This window comes from Herbiconiux daphne (genome assembly GCF_024979295.1).
Lineage (GTDB): Bacteria > Actinomycetota > Actinomycetes > Actinomycetales > Microbacteriaceae > Herbiconiux > Herbiconiux daphnes.
This window is the reverse complement of sequence record NZ_JANLCJ010000001.1, coordinates 942,776-959,544: the sequence shown is the minus strand read 5'-3', so window position 1 is coordinate 959,544 and position 16,769 is coordinate 942,776. Positions and strand designations below refer to the sequence as shown.

12 protein-coding genes are annotated in these 16,769 nt (G+C 70.1%); 3 read left to right on the top strand and 9 right to left on the bottom strand.

Annotated elements, in window-relative coordinates; all coding sequences use genetic code 11:
• Nucleotides 1-7: 7 nt before the first annotated feature.
• Genes gatB through mnmA form a run of 6 tightly spaced genes read right to left on the bottom strand, consistent with a single transcriptional unit; the run spans nt 8 to nt 8,470 of the window.
• Complete coding sequence (gene gatB, locus N1032_RS04805; RefSeq protein WP_259537805.1) at nt 8-1,525, bottom strand: Asp-tRNA(Asn)/Glu-tRNA(Gln) amidotransferase subunit GatB; 1,518 nt, start codon at nt 1,523-1,525, stop codon at nt 8-10.
• Entirely contained in the window at nt 1,525-3,069 is a 1,545-nt protein-coding gene (gatA, locus tag N1032_RS04800) for an Asp-tRNA(Asn)/Glu-tRNA(Gln) amidotransferase subunit GatA (protein ID WP_259537804.1), read from the bottom strand. The genes gatB and gatA overlap by 1 nt, the downstream gene beginning before the upstream one ends.
• The gene (gene gatC, locus N1032_RS04795; protein ID WP_259537803.1) at nt 3,069-3,368 is read right to left on the bottom strand and encodes an Asp-tRNA(Asn)/Glu-tRNA(Gln) amidotransferase subunit GatC; all 300 of its coding nucleotides are present in this window, start codon (nt 3,366-3,368) and stop codon (nt 3,069-3,071) included. The genes gatA and gatC overlap by 1 nt, the downstream gene beginning before the upstream one ends.
• Before the next feature lie 40 nt (nt 3,369-3,408).
• The gene (locus N1032_RS04790; RefSeq protein WP_259537802.1) at nt 3,409-4,719 is read right to left on the bottom strand and encodes an alpha/beta hydrolase; all 1,311 of its coding nucleotides are present in this window, start codon (nt 4,717-4,719) and stop codon (nt 3,409-3,411) included.
• Nucleotides 4,716-7,283 carry an NAD-dependent DNA ligase LigA gene (gene ligA, locus N1032_RS04785; RefSeq protein ID WP_259537801.1) on the bottom strand — a complete coding sequence of 856 codons (2,568 nt, stop codon included), beginning with the start codon at nt 7,281-7,283 and terminating at the stop codon, nt 4,716-4,718. Before ligA ends, N1032_RS04790 begins: the two co-directional genes overlap by 4 nt.
• The gene (gene mnmA, locus N1032_RS04780) at nt 7,283-8,470 is read right to left on the bottom strand and encodes a tRNA 2-thiouridine(34) synthase MnmA (protein WP_259537800.1); all 1,188 of its coding nucleotides are present in this window, start codon (nt 8,468-8,470) and stop codon (nt 7,283-7,285) included. The genes ligA and mnmA overlap by 1 nt, the downstream gene beginning before the upstream one ends.
• A 96-nt stretch (nt 8,471-8,566) precedes the next feature.
• On the opposite strand from mnmA, the gene N1032_RS04775 reads away from it, so the two are divergent.
• Nucleotides 8,567-9,544, top strand: a complete 978-nt coding sequence (locus N1032_RS04775; protein WP_259537799.1) for an endonuclease/exonuclease/phosphatase family protein — start codon at nt 8,567-8,569, stop codon at nt 9,542-9,544.
• A gap of 139 nt (nt 9,545-9,683) precedes the next feature.
• Here N1032_RS04775 and N1032_RS04770 read toward each other — a convergent pair whose 3' ends face one another.
• On the bottom strand, nt 9,684-10,616 hold the full coding sequence (locus N1032_RS04770) for a hypothetical protein (RefSeq protein WP_259537798.1): 933 nt from the start codon (nt 10,614-10,616) through the stop codon (nt 9,684-9,686).
• Nucleotides 10,617-10,821: 205 nt separating this feature from the next.
• Nucleotides 10,822-12,021, bottom strand: coding sequence for a cysteine desulfurase family protein (locus N1032_RS04765; RefSeq protein ID WP_259537994.1), 1,200 nt, complete (start codon nt 12,019-12,021; stop codon nt 10,822-10,824).
• A gap of 62 nt (nt 12,022-12,083) precedes the next feature.
• Between N1032_RS04765 and glgX the strand changes: the two genes are divergently transcribed.
• Nucleotides 12,084-14,144 carry a glycogen debranching protein GlgX gene (gene glgX / locus N1032_RS04760; RefSeq protein ID WP_259537796.1) on the top strand — a complete coding sequence of 687 codons (2,061 nt, stop codon included), beginning with the start codon at nt 12,084-12,086 and terminating at the stop codon, nt 14,142-14,144.
• Nucleotides 14,145-14,277: 133 nt separating this feature from the next.
• Here the strand turns inward: glgX and N1032_RS04755 are convergent, their stop codons facing one another.
• The gene (locus N1032_RS04755; RefSeq protein WP_259537794.1) at nt 14,278-15,747 is read right to left on the bottom strand and encodes a DHA2 family efflux MFS transporter permease subunit; all 1,470 of its coding nucleotides are present in this window, start codon (nt 15,745-15,747) and stop codon (nt 14,278-14,280) included.
• A gap of 77 nt (nt 15,748-15,824) precedes the next feature.
• Here N1032_RS04755 and N1032_RS04750 point away from each other — a divergent pair, with 77 nt between their 5' ends.
• Nucleotides 15,825-16,448 (top strand): TetR/AcrR family transcriptional regulator, encoded by a 624-nt coding sequence (locus N1032_RS04750; protein WP_259537793.1) that lies wholly within the window; start codon nt 15,825-15,827, stop codon nt 16,446-16,448.
• Nucleotides 16,449-16,769 lie beyond the last annotated feature (321 nt).

The window sequence follows — 16,769 nt, the reverse complement described above, 5'->3', positions numbered from 1 at the left end:
CCGGGCATCAATCGGCGGAGGCGCGCTCGAGCACCAGTTCGCGCACGCGCGCCGCGTCGGCCTGGCCCTTCATCGCCTTCATGACGGCTCCGATCACGGCCCCGGCGGCCTGCACCTTGCCGTCTTTGATCTTCGCGAGCACGTCGGGCTGGGCGGCCAGGGCGTCGTCGATCGCGGCGATCAACGCGCCGTCGTCGGAGACCACGGCGAGACCGCGGGCGTCGACGACCTCCTGCGGGCTGCCCTCGCCGTCGATGACGCCCTCGAGCACCTGGCGGGCCAGACGGTCGTTCAGGGCACCGGAGTCGATGAGGGTCACGAGGGCCGCGACATCCGTCGGCGACACCAGGCTCGACGGCTCGGCGTTGCGCGCGTTGGCGATGCGCGAGATCTCGCCCGACCACCACTTGCGCGCGGCCTGGGGGCTCGCGCCGGCGGCGACCGTGTCGGTGACCTCGACCAGCAGGCCCGCGTTCTGCACGTCTTGGAACTCAAGGTCGGTGAAGCCCCACTCCTGCTTCAGGCGGCGGCGACGGATGGCCGGGGCCTCGGGCAGGGCGGCGCGCAGCTCGTCGATCAACTCGGCCGACGGCACCACCGGCAGCAGGTCGGGCTCGGGGAAGTACCGGTAGTCGTCGGCGTCGGACTTCGGGCGCCCGGCGGAGGTGGTGCCGGTGTCTTCGTGCCAGTGCCGCGTCTCTTGTGTGATGGTGCCGCCGTCGGCGAGGATCTGCGCCTGCCGCTGGATCTCGTAGCGGATGGCGCGCTCGACCGAACGCAGCGAGTTCACGTTCTTCGTCTCGGTGCGGGTGCCGAGCGGCGCCGGCGGTTCGCCGGGAGCGGTGCGGGGGCGCAGCGAGATGTTGGCGTCGCAGCGCAGGTTGCCGCGCTCCATGCGGGCGTCGGAGATGCCGAGCGACACGACGATGTCGCGGATGGTGGCCACGTAGGCCTTGGCCAGCTCGGGGGCGTCTTTCTCGGCGCCGTAGATGATGTCGGTGACGATCTCGACCAGCGGCACACCGGCGCGGTTGTAGTCGACGAGCGAGTACTCCGCGCCCTGGATGCGGCCGGTGGCCCCGCCGACGTGCGTGAGCTTGCCGGCATCCTCCTCCATGTGCGCACGCTCGATCGGAACGGTGAAGAAGCGGCCGTCGGGCAGCTCGACCTCGACCGACCCGCCGAACGCGATGGGCTCGTCGTACTGCGAGATCTGGTAGTTCTTCGCCAGGTCGGGGTAGAAGTAGTTCTTGCGGGCGAACCGGCTCGAGGGCGCGATCGAGCAGCCCAGAGCCAGGCCGAGGCTGATGCTGTAGCGCACGGCCTCGCCGTTGACCACGGGCAGCGACCCGGGCAGGCCGAGGTCGACGGGGGTGATGTTCGTGTTCGGCTCGCCGCCGAAGTAGTTCGGCGCGTCGGAGAACATCTTGGTCTTCGTGTTGAGTTCGACGTGCACCTCGAAGCCGAGAACGGGTTCGAAGAGTTCGAGCGCCTTGTCGAAGTCCATCAGCTTGGCCGTGGCCATCAGACGGCTCCTTCCTGTGCTGCGGTCATCTCGCCGGGGGCGAGGTCGGGGGCCAGGCTGATCAGCGTGTGCCCCCAGGAGTCTTCGAGCATGCGCTCGAGTGCGCCGCCGACGTTGTAGAGGCGGGCGTCGTGGCGGGCGGGGGCGAGGAACTGGATGCCGACGGGCAAGCCGTCTTCGCGCGCCAGCCCGACGGGCACCGAGATTCCGGGGATGCCGGCGAGGTTCGCCGGGATCGTGGCGATGTCGTTGAGATACATGGCCATCGGATCACCGGTGTTCTGGCCGAGCTTGAAGGCGGTGGTCGGCGCGGTGGGCGACACGAGCACGTCGGCCTGGCCGAAGGCGGCCTCGAAGTCGCGCTGCACGAGCGTGCGCACCTTCTGGGCGCTGCCGTAGTAGGCGTCGTAGTAGCCGGCGCTCAGCGCGTAGGTGCCGAGGATGATGCGCCGCTTGGCCTCGGCGCCGAACCCGACCTCGCGGGTGGCCGACATGACGTCTTCGACCGTGCCGCCGCCGGGCGGGTTCACTCGCAGACCGAAGCGCACCGAGTCGAACTTCGCCAGGTTCGACGACGCTTCGGCGGGCATGATCAGGTAGTAGGCCGCGATGGCGTATTCGAGGCTCGGCAGGCTGACGTCGACGATCTCGGCGCCGGCCGCGGCTAGCACGTCGAGGGCTTCGCGGAAGCGCTCGAGCACGCCGGTCTGGAAGCCCTGACCGTCGAGCTGGCTGATGACCCCGATGCGCAAGCCCTTCACGTCGGCGCGGCGCACGGCGTCGGCCATCGAGGGCCATTCGTCGGTGAGCGAGGTGGAGTCGCGCGGGTCGTGACCGCCGATCACGTCGTGCAGCAGCGCCGAGTCGAGCACGGTGCGGCTGACCGGGCCGATCTGGTCGAGGCTCGACGCCAGCGCGATCGCGCCATAGCGGCTGACGCCGCCGTAGGTCGGCTTGACGCCGACGGTTCCCGTGACGTGGGCCGGCTGGCGGATGGAGCCGCCGGTGTCGCTGCCGAGGGCGAGCGGCGCCTCGAAGCTCGCGACCGCTGCCGCGGAGCCGCCGCCGGAGCCGCCGGGGATGCGCTCGAGGTCCCACGGGTTGTGGGTGGGACCGTAGGCGGAGTGCTCGGTCGACGAGCCCATGGCGAATTCGTCCATGTTCGTCTTGCCGATCGGCACGAGGCCGGCGGCGCGGAGCTTGGTCATGACGGTGGCGTCGTAGGGCGGAATCCAGCCCTCGAGAATGCGGCTGCCGCTTGTGGTGGGCATGTCGTTGGTGACGATGACGTCTTTGATGGCGATCGGCACGCCGGCGAGCGGATGCAGCGACTCACCGGCCGCCCGGCGCTGGTCGATCGCGGCCGCCGTCGCGAGGCTCAGGTCGGGGGCGGTGTGCAGGAAGGCGTGCACCTCGCCGTCGACCGCGGCGATGCGGTCGAGGTGGGCCTGGGTGGCTTCGACGGCGCTGATCTCGCTCGACGCGAGCTTCTGGGCAAGGGCGTCGGCCGAGAGCCGCACGAGTTCGTGGTCGTGGTGGGCCATCACTGCTCCTCTCCGAGGATCGCCGTGACGCGGAACCGCGAACCGTCGTGGTCGGGCGCACCGGCCAGGGCCTGCTCGGTGGTGAGGGTCGCGCCGGGCACGTCGTCGCGGTAGACGTTCTGCAGCGGGATCGGGTGGCTGGTCGCCGGCACGTCGGGCGTGGCGACCTCGGAGACCTTCGCGACGTTGTCGACGATCGAGCCGAGTTCGCTCGTGAGACTCTCGATCTCGTGGGGAGTCAGGGCGATCCGGGCGAGGTTGGCCAGATGGGCCACCTGCTCCTGGGTTATTTCGGACATGGTGCTCCGTGGTTCGATTCGCGAGGGGTGTAGGGCAATTCTATTCGGTGCCGTCATCCGGTTCGGCCGAGTGCGGTGCGCCGTCGGCCAGTGCTCCCACGGCGACGGGTGCCGCAGTGACCCGGTCGAGGAACTCGATCGTGCGGTCGAGGGCCACGAAGGCGTCGCCGTAGTCGAGATGGAACTGGTATTCGTGTGGCAACGACGGCACGTGATCGGCCGGCCAGAACAGCGGGGTGACATCGGCGCCGAGGGCGCGCAGGCGGTCGACGAGACGCTTCGACTGGCCGGCCGTGAGGCCGTCGCCGTTGCCGCCCGACACGAACGCCGGTGGAAAGGCGGCGGTGACGACGTCGAGAGTCGACATCGAACGCCCGGTCGCCGTGGTCGACCAGTGCTTGTCGCCGGTGTAGGCCCAGAGGGCCGCTTTGAATCCCCAACCGACGATGCCGGTCGCGTTCTCCATCGCCGCGAGGTCGTAGAGCCCGCAATGCAGCACCACGCCGGCCAGCTGGATGGCGTCGAGCGAGGGCCGGATGCCCAGCGACGCCGCGTAGGCGGCATCGGTCGTGAGCACGGCGAGTTGGCTCGCCAACTGCGCCCCCGCCGAGTCGCCGGCCAGCACGATGCGGCGCGGGTCGATGCCGAGCTCGTCGGCGTGGTCGACGAGGTGGCGGAGAGCCTCGTTCAGTTGAGTGAGCGCGGTGGGATAGGTCGCCTCGGGCGCGATCGTGTAGTCGAGGCCGACGGCAGCGTAGCCCCGCACGGCGAGCAGTTTCAGGTAGGGCAGCACGTCGGCCTTGCTCCCCGAGATCCACGCGCCGCCGTGGATCCAGACCACGACCGGCCGCGCTTCGGTGCTGGCCTGGGCACCGACTCCGGCTTCGGCTCCGGCCCCGTGTTCGGCCCCGTCTTCGGCTCCGTTTTCGGCTCCGTCTTCGGCTCCGGCCGCCGTCGGAGCCGGCGTCACGATGTCGAACGTCGTGTCGCCGCCGCGCACACGCCGAGCGCTGCCGGAGCGACCCGCCCGGCCTGGGTTCGGGGGCGCGTACCGGATGTCGCGACGCTCTACGAACCCAGAGCTCGGCACATGCGGTGCCATCTCGGCGAGGGTGGCGCGTGCGCCCCGCTCGAAGACCCGCCGGATGAGCAGTGCCGCCGGCCAGGGCGTCGCCCGGAGGGCCGCGACTAGCGCCACGACCATCGCGACAACCGCGCCGACCACGATCACCAGGCCGCGCGCCCGGAGACCGCTCGCGTGACCCGCCGCTGCCGCGCCGACGACAGTTGACCGGCCGCTCGGTCTGTGACCGGTCGCCTCACCCGCTGCCACCGACTGCACGCCGTTCATTCGGCCGGTCGGCCCTCGGGCCCACCCGGGTGAGTGTCGCCGGCACCGGCGTCGTCATCAGCTGTTTCCGCACCGCCTTCCGCGGTCGCATCGACGAGCTGTGAACCGGCATCCGGCGCGGCACCTGCCGGGGCGTCGGCGTCGGCGTCGGTCGGCTCGGAACCGGCATCCGGCGCGGCATCTGCCGGAGCGTCGGCGTCGGCGTCGGTCGGCTCGGAACCGGGAGGTGGGCCGAGCGCTTCCGGGCCCTGCGTCACCAGGATGGCGAACTCCGCCGCATCGATGATGCGAAGCCCCAGGGCTTCAGCCTTGCCGAGCTTCGAGCCCGCACCGGGGCCGGCCGCGACGAAGTCGGTCTTCTTGCTCACGCTCGACGCCGCCTTGCCGCCCGCTTCGATGATCGCCTCGAGTGCGCCCTCGCGCGTGAAGCCCTCCAGCGATCCGGTGGCGACGACGGTCACGCCCTCGAGCACTCCCCCGCTGCCGACGGCTGCTCCCGGGCCCGGGTGGCCGGGGGTTGTGAACTGCACGCCCGCCTCGGTCCAGCGATCGAGGATCTCGACGTGCCAGTCGACCGCGAACCACTCCATCAGGGCGTCGGCGATGATGCCGCCCACGCCGTCGACCGCGGCCAGCTCTTCGCGGGTGGCCGCGCGCATGGCCTCGAGCGACCCGAAGTAGTCGGCGAGCGCACGGGCCGCGACCGGACCGACGTGCCGGATGCTCAGCGCCACCAGCATCCGCCAGAGCGGCTTGGTCTTGGCCGACTCGATGTTGGCGAGCAACTCGATCGCGTTGCTCGACGGCACCGATTCGGCGTCGCCCCAGAACTCTTCGGCGTCGGGATCGAACGCCGGATCGGCGTCTCGGCCGCTCTTGCGCCGCTTGCGCCGGAACGGGGTCACGAGTTTCGGGGATCCGTCGTCGTTGAGCTTCTGCAACCCGGTCTCGTTGTCGCGCACGATCACGCGGATGGGGAACAGGTCGTCCATCCGCAGCGAGAACAGCCCGGCCTCGGTGACGAGCGGGGGTTCAGCGGGCTCGGAGGGCTGCGTGAGCGCCGCCGCCGACACCTCGCCGAGACCCTCGATGTCGAGCGCCCCGCGGGAGCCGACGTGTTCGACCCGGCCCCGCACCTGCGCCGGGCAACTGCGCGCGTTGGGGCAGCGCAGATCGATGTCGCCCTCTTTCGCCGGCGCGAGCTTGGTGCCGCACTCCGGGCAGAATTCGGGCATCACGAACTCGCGCTCGCTGCCGTCGCGCAACTCGACCACCGGACCGAGCACCTCGGGAATGACGTCACCGGCCTTGCGCAGCACGACCGTGTCGCCGATCAGCACACCCTTGGCCTTCACCACGTCTTGGTTGTGCAGGGTCGCCTGGCGCACCTCGGAGCCGGCCACCTCGACCTTCTCCATCACCGCGAACGGCGTGGCGCGCCCGGTGCGCCCGACGCTCACCACGATGTCGAGCAGCTTCGTGTTCACCTCTTCGGGCGGATATTTGTAGGCCGTCGCCCACCGCGGCGCCCGGCTGGTCGCGCCCAGCTCGGCGTGCAGCGCCAGGTCGTCGACCTTCACGACGATGCCGTCGATCTGGTGCTCCACGCTCGCCCGGTGCACACCGTAGTAACGGATGAACTCCGCCACCTTGCCGATCGTGTCGAACACCTTGTAGTGCGTCGAGGTCGGCAGGCCCCAGCTCGCCAACAGCTCGTAGACCTCGGACTGGGCCGCGACCGGCGGATCGGCCCACGCCCCGATGCCGTGCACGAGCATCTGCAGCCGGCTGAGGCGCGCGGCCACGAGCGCGAGCTGCTTCGCGTTCTTGCCCTCGGACTTCTGCCGCAGCGATCCCGCCGCCGCATTGCGGGGGTTCGCGAACACGCGCTCGCCGGCGGCCTCCTGGGCTGCGTTCAACTCGTCGAACGCGGCGACGGGAAAGAAGATCTCGCCTCTCACCTCGACGAGCGGCGGATGCCCAGAGCCCGACAACCGGGCGGGGATGGTCTTGATCTGCAGCACGTTCTCGGTGACGTCTTCGCCGACCACACCGTCGCCGCGGGTGGCCGCCGTGACGAGAACGCCGAACTCGTAGCGCAGGTTGATCGCGAGCCCGTCGATCTTCAGCTCGCTGAGATAGCGCACGGTGGAGCGACCCGCGTCGCGCTCGACCTTCGCGGCCCACTCGTCGAGCTCTTCTTCGCTGAACACGTTGTCGAGGCTCAGCATGCGCTCGGCGTGCGTGACCGGGGTGAACATGGTGGTGACCGCACGGCCGCCCACCGTCTGGGTGGGGCTGTCGGGCGACTGCAGCTCGGGGTGTTCGCGCTCCAGCTCGCCGAGCCGGCGAACCAGGGCGTCGTAGTCTTTGTCGCTCGCGGTCGAGGCGTTGTTCTCGTAGTACTCGTCGCGCAGCTCGAGGATGCGCGTGGTCAGTGCGTCGGCCTCGGCCTTCGCCTCTTCGAGATCGCTCGGCGTCTCGTCGGGGAGCGCCTCAGCGGCCCCCTCGGACACGCTCGACCCGTCGGCCCCATCGCCGCGGGAGGTGACGCGCGCCGCCATCAGACCGCGACGCCGCTCGAGACCGCCCCAGCACCCACCGGGACGGCACCAACCGGAACAGCACCCACCGGAACAGCACTGACCGTGCGGTCGATCGTGCACTGGCCCAGCACCCGTGTGCCGACGTAGACCACGGCCGTCTGACCCGGCGCGACTCCGTTCAACGGTGTGACGGGGGTGATGACGAGTTCGGAACCGACCTCGCCGTCGACCGTCGACTCCCGCACGCGCGCGACCGCGTCGACCGGGTCGGCGTGGGCCCGAATCTGCACCTGGCAGTCGAAATCGATCTGCGGGTGGGAGGGCGCGAGCCCCGCCCACGTGAAGCGCGAGCCGGCGATCTCGGCGATGTCGAGCGCCTCCTTCGGCCCGACCACGACCGTGTTCGTCACCGGACGCACCTCGAGCACGAACCGCGGCTTGCCGTCGGACGCCGGCATGCCGAGCTTGAGGCCGCGTCGCTGCCCCACGGTGAACGCGTGGGCGCCCTCGTGGGAGCCGACGACGGCACCCTCGCGGTCGACGATTTCACCGGTCGCGGTGCCGACCTTCTCGGCCAGCCAGCCGCTGGTGTTGCCGTCGGGGATGAAGCAGATGTCGTGGCTGTCGGGCTTGTTGGCTACTGAGAAGCCGCGCGCAGCGGCCTCCGCCCGCACCTCGGCCTTCGACGGCGTGGCCCCGAGTGGGAACATGCTGTGCGCGAGCTGCTCGGCAGTGAGCACGCCGAGCACGTAGGACTGGTCTTTCGCCCACGCAGCTGCGCGATGCAGCTCACGATTGCCCGCGGCATCCGTCGTCACCGTGGCGTAATGACCGGTGCACACCGCGTCGAACCCCAGGTCGAGTGCCTTCTCGAGCAGGGCGGCGAACTTGATGCGCTCGTTGCAGCGCATGCAGGGGTTGGGGGTGCGGCCTGCCGTGTATTCGGCGATGAAGTCGTCGACGACGTCGGCCTTGAAGCGCTCCGAGAAATCCCACACGTAATAAGGGATGCCGATCTTGTTGGCGGCGCGCTGCGCATCCATCGAGTCTTCGATCGTGCAGCACCCGCGGCTGCCGGTGCGGAGGGTGCCGGGCATGCGGCTGAGGGCGAGGTGCACCCCGACGACGTCGTGACCGGCCTCGACCGCCCGTGCGGCGGCGACCGCGGAGTCGACGCCTCCGCTCATTGCTGCGAGAACTTTCATACTTCCAGCATACGGTGGGGTTCTGACAGTCGGATTGTCCGCGATTCATTTGTGGATAAGGGGGAATGCCCAGTCTGCCGGTGCAGAATAGGCCTGATGTCAGCTCTACTCGAGGCGCCGCGAGAGACCCGAGACTCCTCATCGCGGAGGAGCACCCGCACGCGCTCGGGCCTCGCCGTGCTCGTGTGCATCGCGGCACTCGGCCTGGCGGCCGTGCTCGGTCTGCACGTGCTCGTGCCCGATCTGCTGGGCCTCGGCCTCATCGTCGATTCGGCGCTGCCATGGTTCGGTCTGGCCATTCCTGTGCTGCTCGTGCTCGCCTTCGTCACCCGCGCGAAGGGCGCGGTCATCGCCGCGCTCGTGCCGACGGTGGTGTGGGGCGTCATGTTCGTGCCCGCGATCGTGCCGCTGGCCTGGAGCGCCCCCGCGGCATCCGGTGACACCCTCACGATCGCGAGCCAGAACGTCGAGGCCGACTCCGGCACGGCCGCCGAATCGGCCACCGCGCTCGCAGCCTCGGGTGCGCAGGTCATCGCGCTGCAGGAGATGGATGCCGACGCGCGCGAGCAGGTCGAAGGGGTGCTGAGCGACTCCTACCCCTATTCCTACGGCATCGGCACCGTCGGAGTGTGGAGCACCTACCCGATCGAGAACGCCCAGGCGCTCGACCTCGGACTGGGCTGGCAGCGTGCGATCGCGGCCGACCTCGCGACGCCTACGGGTCTGGTGAGCATCTACGTGATCCACGCGGCATCCGCTCGCCCGGGCGACCACGCCGATCGCGACACCATGCTCGCGAATCTCGCCGACTACATCCCGCGCGACGAGAACGACCGCATCCTGATGGTGGGCGACTTCAACGCGGGCTCGTCGGACCGCACCATCGCCGGCCTCACCGGGCAGCTCTCCGAGGCCAATCAGACCGGCGGCGGCTTCGGCTTCACCTGGCCCGCCTCTTCGCCGGTAACGCGCCCCGACCACGTGCTGCAGCGCGGCATGGAGGTCACGTCGAACACCACGCTGCGGGTCGGCGGCTCCGACCACCTCGCGGTGCTCACGACCCTCAACCTGTAGCGTCGCGCGCCGCCCCCTGCCCGGGCACGCGCAAGCCGCACCCGCGGTCGCGCTCGCGGTCGCGCAAAACGTCGTTCCCACCCCGTTTCGGGTGCTTTTGCGCGACCGCGCCGCCCGCCGCCGCGCGCACAGCCCGCACTCACGCGCCGAGCGCCCACCGCACCCGCTCGACGGTGCCCGCTCGTTGCCGGAACAGGCCGCCCTTGCGCACCTCCACGACGGTCCACCCATCGGCGCGGAAGTCTTCGACGCGGGTCACGTCCTTCTCGAACTGGGCTTCGTCGGTGCGATGCTGGCCGCCGTTGTATTCGACGATCACGCGATGGGCGGGGTAGACGAGGTCGCCGTAGCCGAGCAGCCGGCCACGCGCGTCATGGATCGGCGCGTTCAGCAGCGGCTCGGGCAGGCCGGCGCGCATCAGGGCGAGGCGGAGCACGGTCTCGGGGCGCGACTCGGCCCCGACCCGAACCAGCGCGGCCGCCGTGCGGAGCCGCGCGGCGCCGGGTGCGCGAGCGGCCGAAGCGCGCTCGAGCAACTGCGGCAACGAGATGTGCGGCCGCGGGTCGCCGCGCGCCGAGACGATGGGCTTGAGCACGAGGTGATCACCCGCCGCGACCAGATCGTCGAAGGCGAGCAACGGGCCGAGCTGGCACCACGTCGATGCGGGGTCAGCCACTCGAACACCCGTGCGCTCCACAACCCGCACGCGTTCGTCGGCGAGTCGGTGGCCGATCACCCCGTTCGCCCGCGGCAGCGCGTGGGGCTTCAGCACCGACACGTCGAGCGGCCGATGCGCCATCGCGGGTGGGAGCGGCGCTCCCCAGAGCGCGGCTGCCGTGACGTGGCTGAAGAAGTGGCCGGCCGGGCAGCGTCGTTGGTAAGCGGCGCACAGGGTCAACAGGGCCGCCGGCGGGTCGGGCGGAAGCGCGAGGTCGGCAAGTCGCACTCCGTGGAAGGGGCGCGCGAGGTCTTGGCCCCGCAAGCGCCCCCTACCGATGCCCCGGGCCTCGCCCTCGGCAACCGAGAACGGATGCTCGAGAAGGTCCCTGGGGAGCGGGATGTGACGCGGCATCCCGCCATTGTGCGGGCCCGCAGGCCCCACGAGGAGTTATCCACAGCCCGGACGCCCTCCGCGAACCCACCCGGTCGCGCAAAAGCACCGAAACCTCGGTTGAGCGAGCCTTTTGCGCGACCGGGAGGCAAGTGGGGGAAGCGGGGATCGCGAGGCGTCCGGGGAAGCGGGGAGGACGGGGAAGAGACGCCGAAAAGCGGGCGCGTCAGCGGCCCGGCGTCACCACGCGGTCGGCGAAGCCGGCCTTGCGGGCCGACGCGTACGCGGCCGGCAGCGCGGCCACGAGCGCGTCGACCTCCGCCGCCGTGGTGCCGTGCCCCAGGGTGAACCGCAGCGCTCCGCGGGCTTCGTCGTCGGGCACCCCCATCGCCGTCAGCACGTGCGACACCTCGGGAACCCCGGCCTGGCACGCCGACCCCGTCGACACCGAGAACCCGGCCACGTCGAGCACGAACAGCAACGAGTCGCCCTCGCACCCCGGGAACGTGAAGTGGGCATTGCCCGGCAGGCGACCGGATGCCGCGGGGTCTCCCCTCAGCACGGCGTCGGGCACCGCGTTCCGCACGCCGGCCACGAGTCGGTCCCGCAGCACCGCGAGCTCCCCCACGAATGAGCCGCCACCGCCGAACTCGCGCAGCACCGCCGACGCCGCCGCCGCGAACGCCACCGCCCCCGCGACATCCTGGGTTCCCGAGCGCACGCGCTGCTGGTTGCCACCGTGGATGAGCGGCTCCACCTCGCTCCGGCGCGACAACAGCAGGGCCCCGATGCCCACCGGGCCGCCGATCTTGTGCGCCGAGATACTCATCGCGGCCGCGCCCACCGCGTCGAAGTCGAGCGGCAGGTAGCCGTAGGCGGCCACAGCGTCGACGTGCACCGGCACCCCGAAACGCGTGGCGACCGCGACGAGGGCGGCGACATCCTGAACCGTTCCGACCTCGTTGTTGGCCCACAGCACCGACACCAGCGAGACCGCGGCTCCGTGCTCCGCGAGCGCCTCGTCGAGCACCGAGGGTGCCAGACGCCCCAACGCGTCGACCGGCAACCACACCACGCGGGCGCCCTCGTGGCGCACGAGCCACTCCACCGCGTCGACGGTGGCGTGATGCTCGCCGCCGGGCACGAGCACCACCGGGCGGGCGGCATCCTGCTGCCTCTTCCAGAACAGTCCCTTGATGCCGAGGTTGATCGACTCGGTGCCGCCCGAGGTGAAGATGACCTCGATCGGCTCGGCGCCGACCGACGCGGCCACGACTTCGCGCGACTCCTCGAGCAGGCGTTTGGCCTGCTGGCCCTGACTGTGGATCGACGAGGGGTTGCCCACCACACCGAGTGCGTCGACGTAGGCCGAACGGGCCTCCGGAAGCATCGGCGTGGTGGCCGCGTGATCGAGGTAGACGGGCATCGGGTTCTCGGCGATTCCTTGCGATTTCATGGGATTTGTCGGCTGCAACTACTCTAAGTCTCATGACTGCGGCCGACCCATTCGCGCGGATGGGCGTGCGCCAGACTTCTCACGGCGGAGAGCTGCGCGTGTGGTCAGAGACGGCGACGAGCATCGAGCTCTGCCTCTATGACGACAAAGACCCCAACTGGGTCGTGAAGTCGGTTCCGCTGACACCGGATGCCGCGGGCGTCTGGACCGCGAGAACCCGCTCACTGGCTCCCGGCCGCCGCTACAGTCTGCGGGTCGACGGCCCGGATGGCCCGTTGAACGCGTTCGATCCCGAGCTCGCGCTGCTCGACCCCTACGCCCGCGGTCTCGTGCGATCGGGTCGCGAGCAGTGGCGGAGCGTGGTGGTCGACGAGGAGTTCAACTGGAACGGCGTCGGCAAGCCGAACACCCCGCTCGACCACACGGTCATCTACGAGGCCCACGTCAAAGGGTTGTCGAAGCTCAACAACCGCATCCCCGAGAACCTGCGTGGAACCTACGCCGGCCTCGCCCACGACACCAGCATCGGCTACCTCAAGAGCCTCGGCGTCACGGCGGTGGAGTTGCTGCCCGTGCACGCGTTCGTCTCCGAGCAGCGGCTGCAGAAGCAGGGGCTCACCAATTACTGGGGCTACAACACCCTCGGCTTCTTCGCGCCGCACAACCTCTACGCCTCGCGCGCCGCTCAGGGTCAGGGGCCGAGCGCCGTGCTGCGCGAGTTCAAGGGCATGGTGAAGCTGCTGCACGAGGCCGGCATCGAGGTCATTCTCGACGTGGTCTACAACCACACCGCCGAAGAGGGGCGGATGGGCCCGACCACGAGCTTCCGCGGCATCGACAACGCCGGGTACTACCGGCAGACCAGCCGCGGCGACTACGTCGACGTCACCGGCTGCGGCAACTCGATCAACACGTCCACCCCCGCCGTGTCGCGCATGATCCTCGACTCGCTCAAGTACTGGGCCAACGACGTGCAGGTCGACGGCTTCCGGTTCGACCTGGCCGCCACGCTCGGGCGCAACGCCGACAACTATTTCGACCACGAGCATCCGCTCATCACCGGCATCGTGAGCGACCCCGAGCTCGCGGGCGTGAAGATGATCGCCGAGCCGTGGGACGTCGGCATGGGCGGCTGGCAGACAGGCAACTTCCCGGCCGGCTGGTCGGAGTGGAACGACCGCTTCCGCGACCGCATGCGCAAGTTCTGGCTGCGTGACATCAAGTCGATCCGCGAGAACGGGAACCCCGGCGACGGCGTCGGCATGCTGGCCACGCGCATCGCGGGCTCGTCGAACACCTTCGCGCAGCAGCGCGGGCCGCTCGCCTCGGTGAACTTCGTCACCGCCCACGACGGCTTCACCCTCGCCGACCTCACCGCCTACAACGTCAAGCACAACGTGGGCAACGGCGAGGCCAACCGCGACGGCAGCGACAACAACATGTCGTACAACCACGGCATCGAGGGCCCCACCACCTCGCGCACCATCGAGCAGTCGCGGCGGCGGGCCATGCGCAACCTCATGGGCACCCTGCTGCTCTCGGCCGGCGTGCCGATGATCACGGCGGGCGACGAGTTCGGGCGCAGCCAGAAGGGCAACAACAACGCCTACTGCCACGACTCCGAGCTCACCTGGCTGAGCTGGGACCGCCGCACCTGGCAGAAAGACCTCTGGCGCACCACGCAGCACCTGCTCCGGATGCGCCGCGAGAACCCCGCGCTGCGACCGGTGCACTACGGCGTGTTCGGTGAGCGCACCCCGAGTGCGAGCCAGATGGACTGGTATGACGCGGGCGGCGACACCATGTCGGTGCCCGACTGGAACTCGCCCGAGAACCGCACCCTCATCTACGTGGCGGCGTCGACGCCCGAGCACGAGGAGCTCAATCGCATCCTCACGGTCATCCACGGTGTCGAGGCGCCCGAGCGCGTGACCCTGCCGTCGCACGACGGGGTCGAGGCCTATGAGCTCCTCTGGGACTCGGCGCAGGACACGCCCGCCCCGCACCACCACGACCAGCCGCTCCCCCGGTTCGCCCCGGGCGACGTCGTGGATGTCGCGCCCACGTCGATGCAGCTCTATAGAGCTGTCTAGAGGGCTACCCAGAAGTCCAGCACGCACTCGCCGACCGCGGGCCGCGCTCGACGACCCAGGGTGAGCGCGCGGCCGCGACAGCGACCGCACGCGAACATGTCGCCCGCGCCGCAGAGGCGGCGGCGCGGACGCGTCAGTGCCGCTCTTGGCTGCGACCAGCAGGCAAGAGCAGCGCTGTAAGCGCAGCTAGCAAAAGCGCGGCCGCCCCCACCCAGATTGCCGGGATGGCGGCATCCACGTAGCCCGTGGGGGTGAACTCGCCGCCGTTGGCCGTGAAGATCGCGGTGAGCACGGCGATGCCGAGGGCCACGCCGATCTCGCGCAGGGTGGAGTTGGTGCCCGAGGCCTTCGCGTTGTCCTGCGGCGACATGTTCACGAGCACCGCCGTCGACGACGGGGCGAACACGAGCCCCATGCCGACCCCGGCGAACAGGAACGCCGGCAGCAGCGTGCCGTAGGCGACATCCGGAGTCATCGTGAACGCGAACCAGCCCACACCGATCGCCTGCAGCGACAGCCCCACGACGATGAGAAGTCGCGTGCCCACCCGCGGCACGATGAAGCCGGCGAGGGGCGCGATGACCATGGGGGCGAGCGTCCACGGCATGGTCAGGATGCCGGCCTCGAGCGGCGTCTTGCCCTGAACGATCTGCAGGAACTGGATGAGGATGAAGATCGCCCCGAAGATGCCGAAGCTGAATACGAGGCCCACCACGTTCGCCACCGAGAAGCTGCGGTCGCGGAACAGCCGCAAGGGCAGCAGCGGGTTCGCCGCGCGCGACTCCCAGAGCACGAACGCCGCCAGCAGCACGGCGCCGCCGATGATCGATCCGAGCACCTCGAGGCTCGACCAGCCGGCGTCGTTGCCCCGGATGATTCCGTAGACCACGCCCAGCACCCCGACTCCCGCGAGCAGCACACCCACGAGGTCGGCCCGCAGGCGCGCCCCGAAAGAGTTCGGCAGCGCGAGCAGCACGAGCGGGAACGTGACGATGCCGACCGGCACGTTGAGCCAGAAGATCGCGTCCCAGTTCCAGCCCTGGATGACCGCGCCACCGATGAGCGGACCGAGCGCCACACCGAGACCCGAGATTCCACCCCAGATGCCGATCGCGAGCGGCCGCATGCGGGCGCTGACCGAGCCGACCAGCAGCGTCAGCGACAGCGGCATGAGTGCGGCGGCGCCGGCGCCCTGCACGGCGCGGGCCGCGATGAGCATCCACGGTTCGGTGCTCACCGCGCAGAGCGCCGAGGCGACCGTGAAGATGCCGATGCCCCAGAGGAACACGGTGCGCCGCCCGAGCCGATCGCCGAGGGCGACCGCGAACAGCATGAGGCTCGCGAAGCTGAGCGTGTAGGCGTTGACGAACCACTGCAGCTGCTCCACCGAGGCCGAGAGCTGTTCGCCGAGCACGGGCAGGGCGCTCGTGACCACGAGGTTGTCGAGCGTCGCCATGAACATCGGCAGCGAGGCGGCCAGCACCGCGAGCCAGATCGGGATGCGCCGCTTCGGGGCCGGGCCGACGGCGCCTTCTGCCTTGGCAGCGCCGGGCACCCCGGACGTGCCCGCCGGCGTCTGCGGCACGGACTGCGTGATCGCCATGAGCAATCCTCTCGAGAGTTTGGTAATCAAATGATTACAACCATCACCCTAAGTAATCAGCTGATACCATGTCAAGCGTGACCGACAAGAAGCTCCGGATGCCGGCAGACGAGCGCCGCGCCCTCATCATCGATGCCGCGACGACCGTGTTCGGAGACGCCGGCTACGCCGGCGCCACGACCGACATGGTGGCGCGGGCGGCCGGCGTCAGCCAGCCCTACGTGGTGCGCATGTTCGGCACGAAGGAGCGGTTGTTCCTCGAGGTGCTGCACCGCGCGCTCGAGCGCCTGCTCGCGTCGTTCCGAGAGGCCATCGCCGCCGATCCGGCCGTGCCGCTCGAGCGCCGCCTGGGCCTTGCGTATTTCGAGCTGACCACCGACCGCGGCATCCTGTTGTCACTCATGCACGCCTTCGCGCTCGGGGCAGACCCCGTCATCGGCCCGGCCGCGCGCTGCGGCTTTCTCGACGTCTACCGCCTGCTGCGCGACGAAGCCGGCATGACCGCCGCCCAGGCGACCGACTTCCTCGCCGGGGGCATGCTCGCCAACGTCGTGCTCGGCGTGCGCATGCTCGACGACTACGACACCGACCCCACGGTGCGCGAACTCATGCAGTCGGTCTTCCCCGAGAAGCTCGACATCATCCGCAGCTCGCACCCGGCACTCCGGGCCCCCGCCGCGTCGCGCGCGGCGCGGGACTGACCCCCCCCCCCCCCCCCCCGCCCCGTGAGAAGTCACAATCCGGTGCAAATGCCCCGGGAAGCATCGAAAAGTGACTTCTCGGCGAGGTAGGCGCGTTTGGAGCGAAATCTCGGCCCGCCCCACCCGCCGCACCACGCCCAGTCCCGCGAGAAGTCACAGTCCGGTGCAAATGCCTACGTGAAGCACCGAAAAGTGACTTCTCGGCGGTAGTGGGGGCGTCGGGAGCGAAATCTCGGCCCACCCCGCTCGCGGCGCACCCAGCTCGACGCCACGCGAGAAGTCACTATCCGGTGCAAACGCCCAAGGGAAGCACGTAAAAGT

Coding starts and splice junctions, on each gene's coding strand:
- gatA (WP_259537804.1), bottom strand. CDS start 3,069: ATGGCCCACCACGACCACGAACTCGTGCGGCTCTCGGCCGACGCCCTT.
- gatC (WP_259537803.1), bottom strand. CDS start 3,368: ATGTCCGAAATAACCCAGGAGCAGGTGGCCCATCTGGCCAACCTCGCC.
- mnmA (WP_259537800.1), bottom strand. CDS start 8,470: ATGAAAGTTCTCGCAGCAATGAGCGGAGGCGTCGACTCCGCGGTCGCC.
- N1032_RS04775 (WP_259537799.1), top strand. CDS start 8,567: ATGTCAGCTCTACTCGAGGCGCCGCGAGAGACCCGAGACTCCTCATCG.
- N1032_RS04790 (WP_259537802.1), bottom strand. CDS start 4,719: ATGAACGGCGTGCAGTCGGTGGCAGCGGGTGAGGCGACCGGTCACAGA.
- N1032_RS04770 (WP_259537798.1), bottom strand. CDS start 10,616: ATGCCGCGTCACATCCCGCTCCCCAGGGACCTTCTCGAGCATCCGTTC.
- ligA (WP_259537801.1), bottom strand. CDS start 7,283: ATGGCGGCGCGCGTCACCTCCCGCGGCGATGGGGCCGACGGGTCGAGC.
- N1032_RS04755 (WP_259537794.1), bottom strand. CDS start 15,747: ATGGCGATCACGCAGTCCGTGCCGCAGACGCCGGCGGGCACGTCCGGG.
- N1032_RS04765 (WP_259537994.1), bottom strand. CDS start 12,021: ATGCCCGTCTACCTCGATCACGCGGCCACCACGCCGATGCTTCCGGAG.
- glgX (WP_259537796.1), top strand. CDS start 12,084: ATGACTGCGGCCGACCCATTCGCGCGGATGGGCGTGCGCCAGACTTCT.
- gatB (WP_259537805.1), bottom strand. CDS start 1,525: ATGGCCACGGCCAAGCTGATGGACTTCGACAAGGCGCTCGAACTCTTC.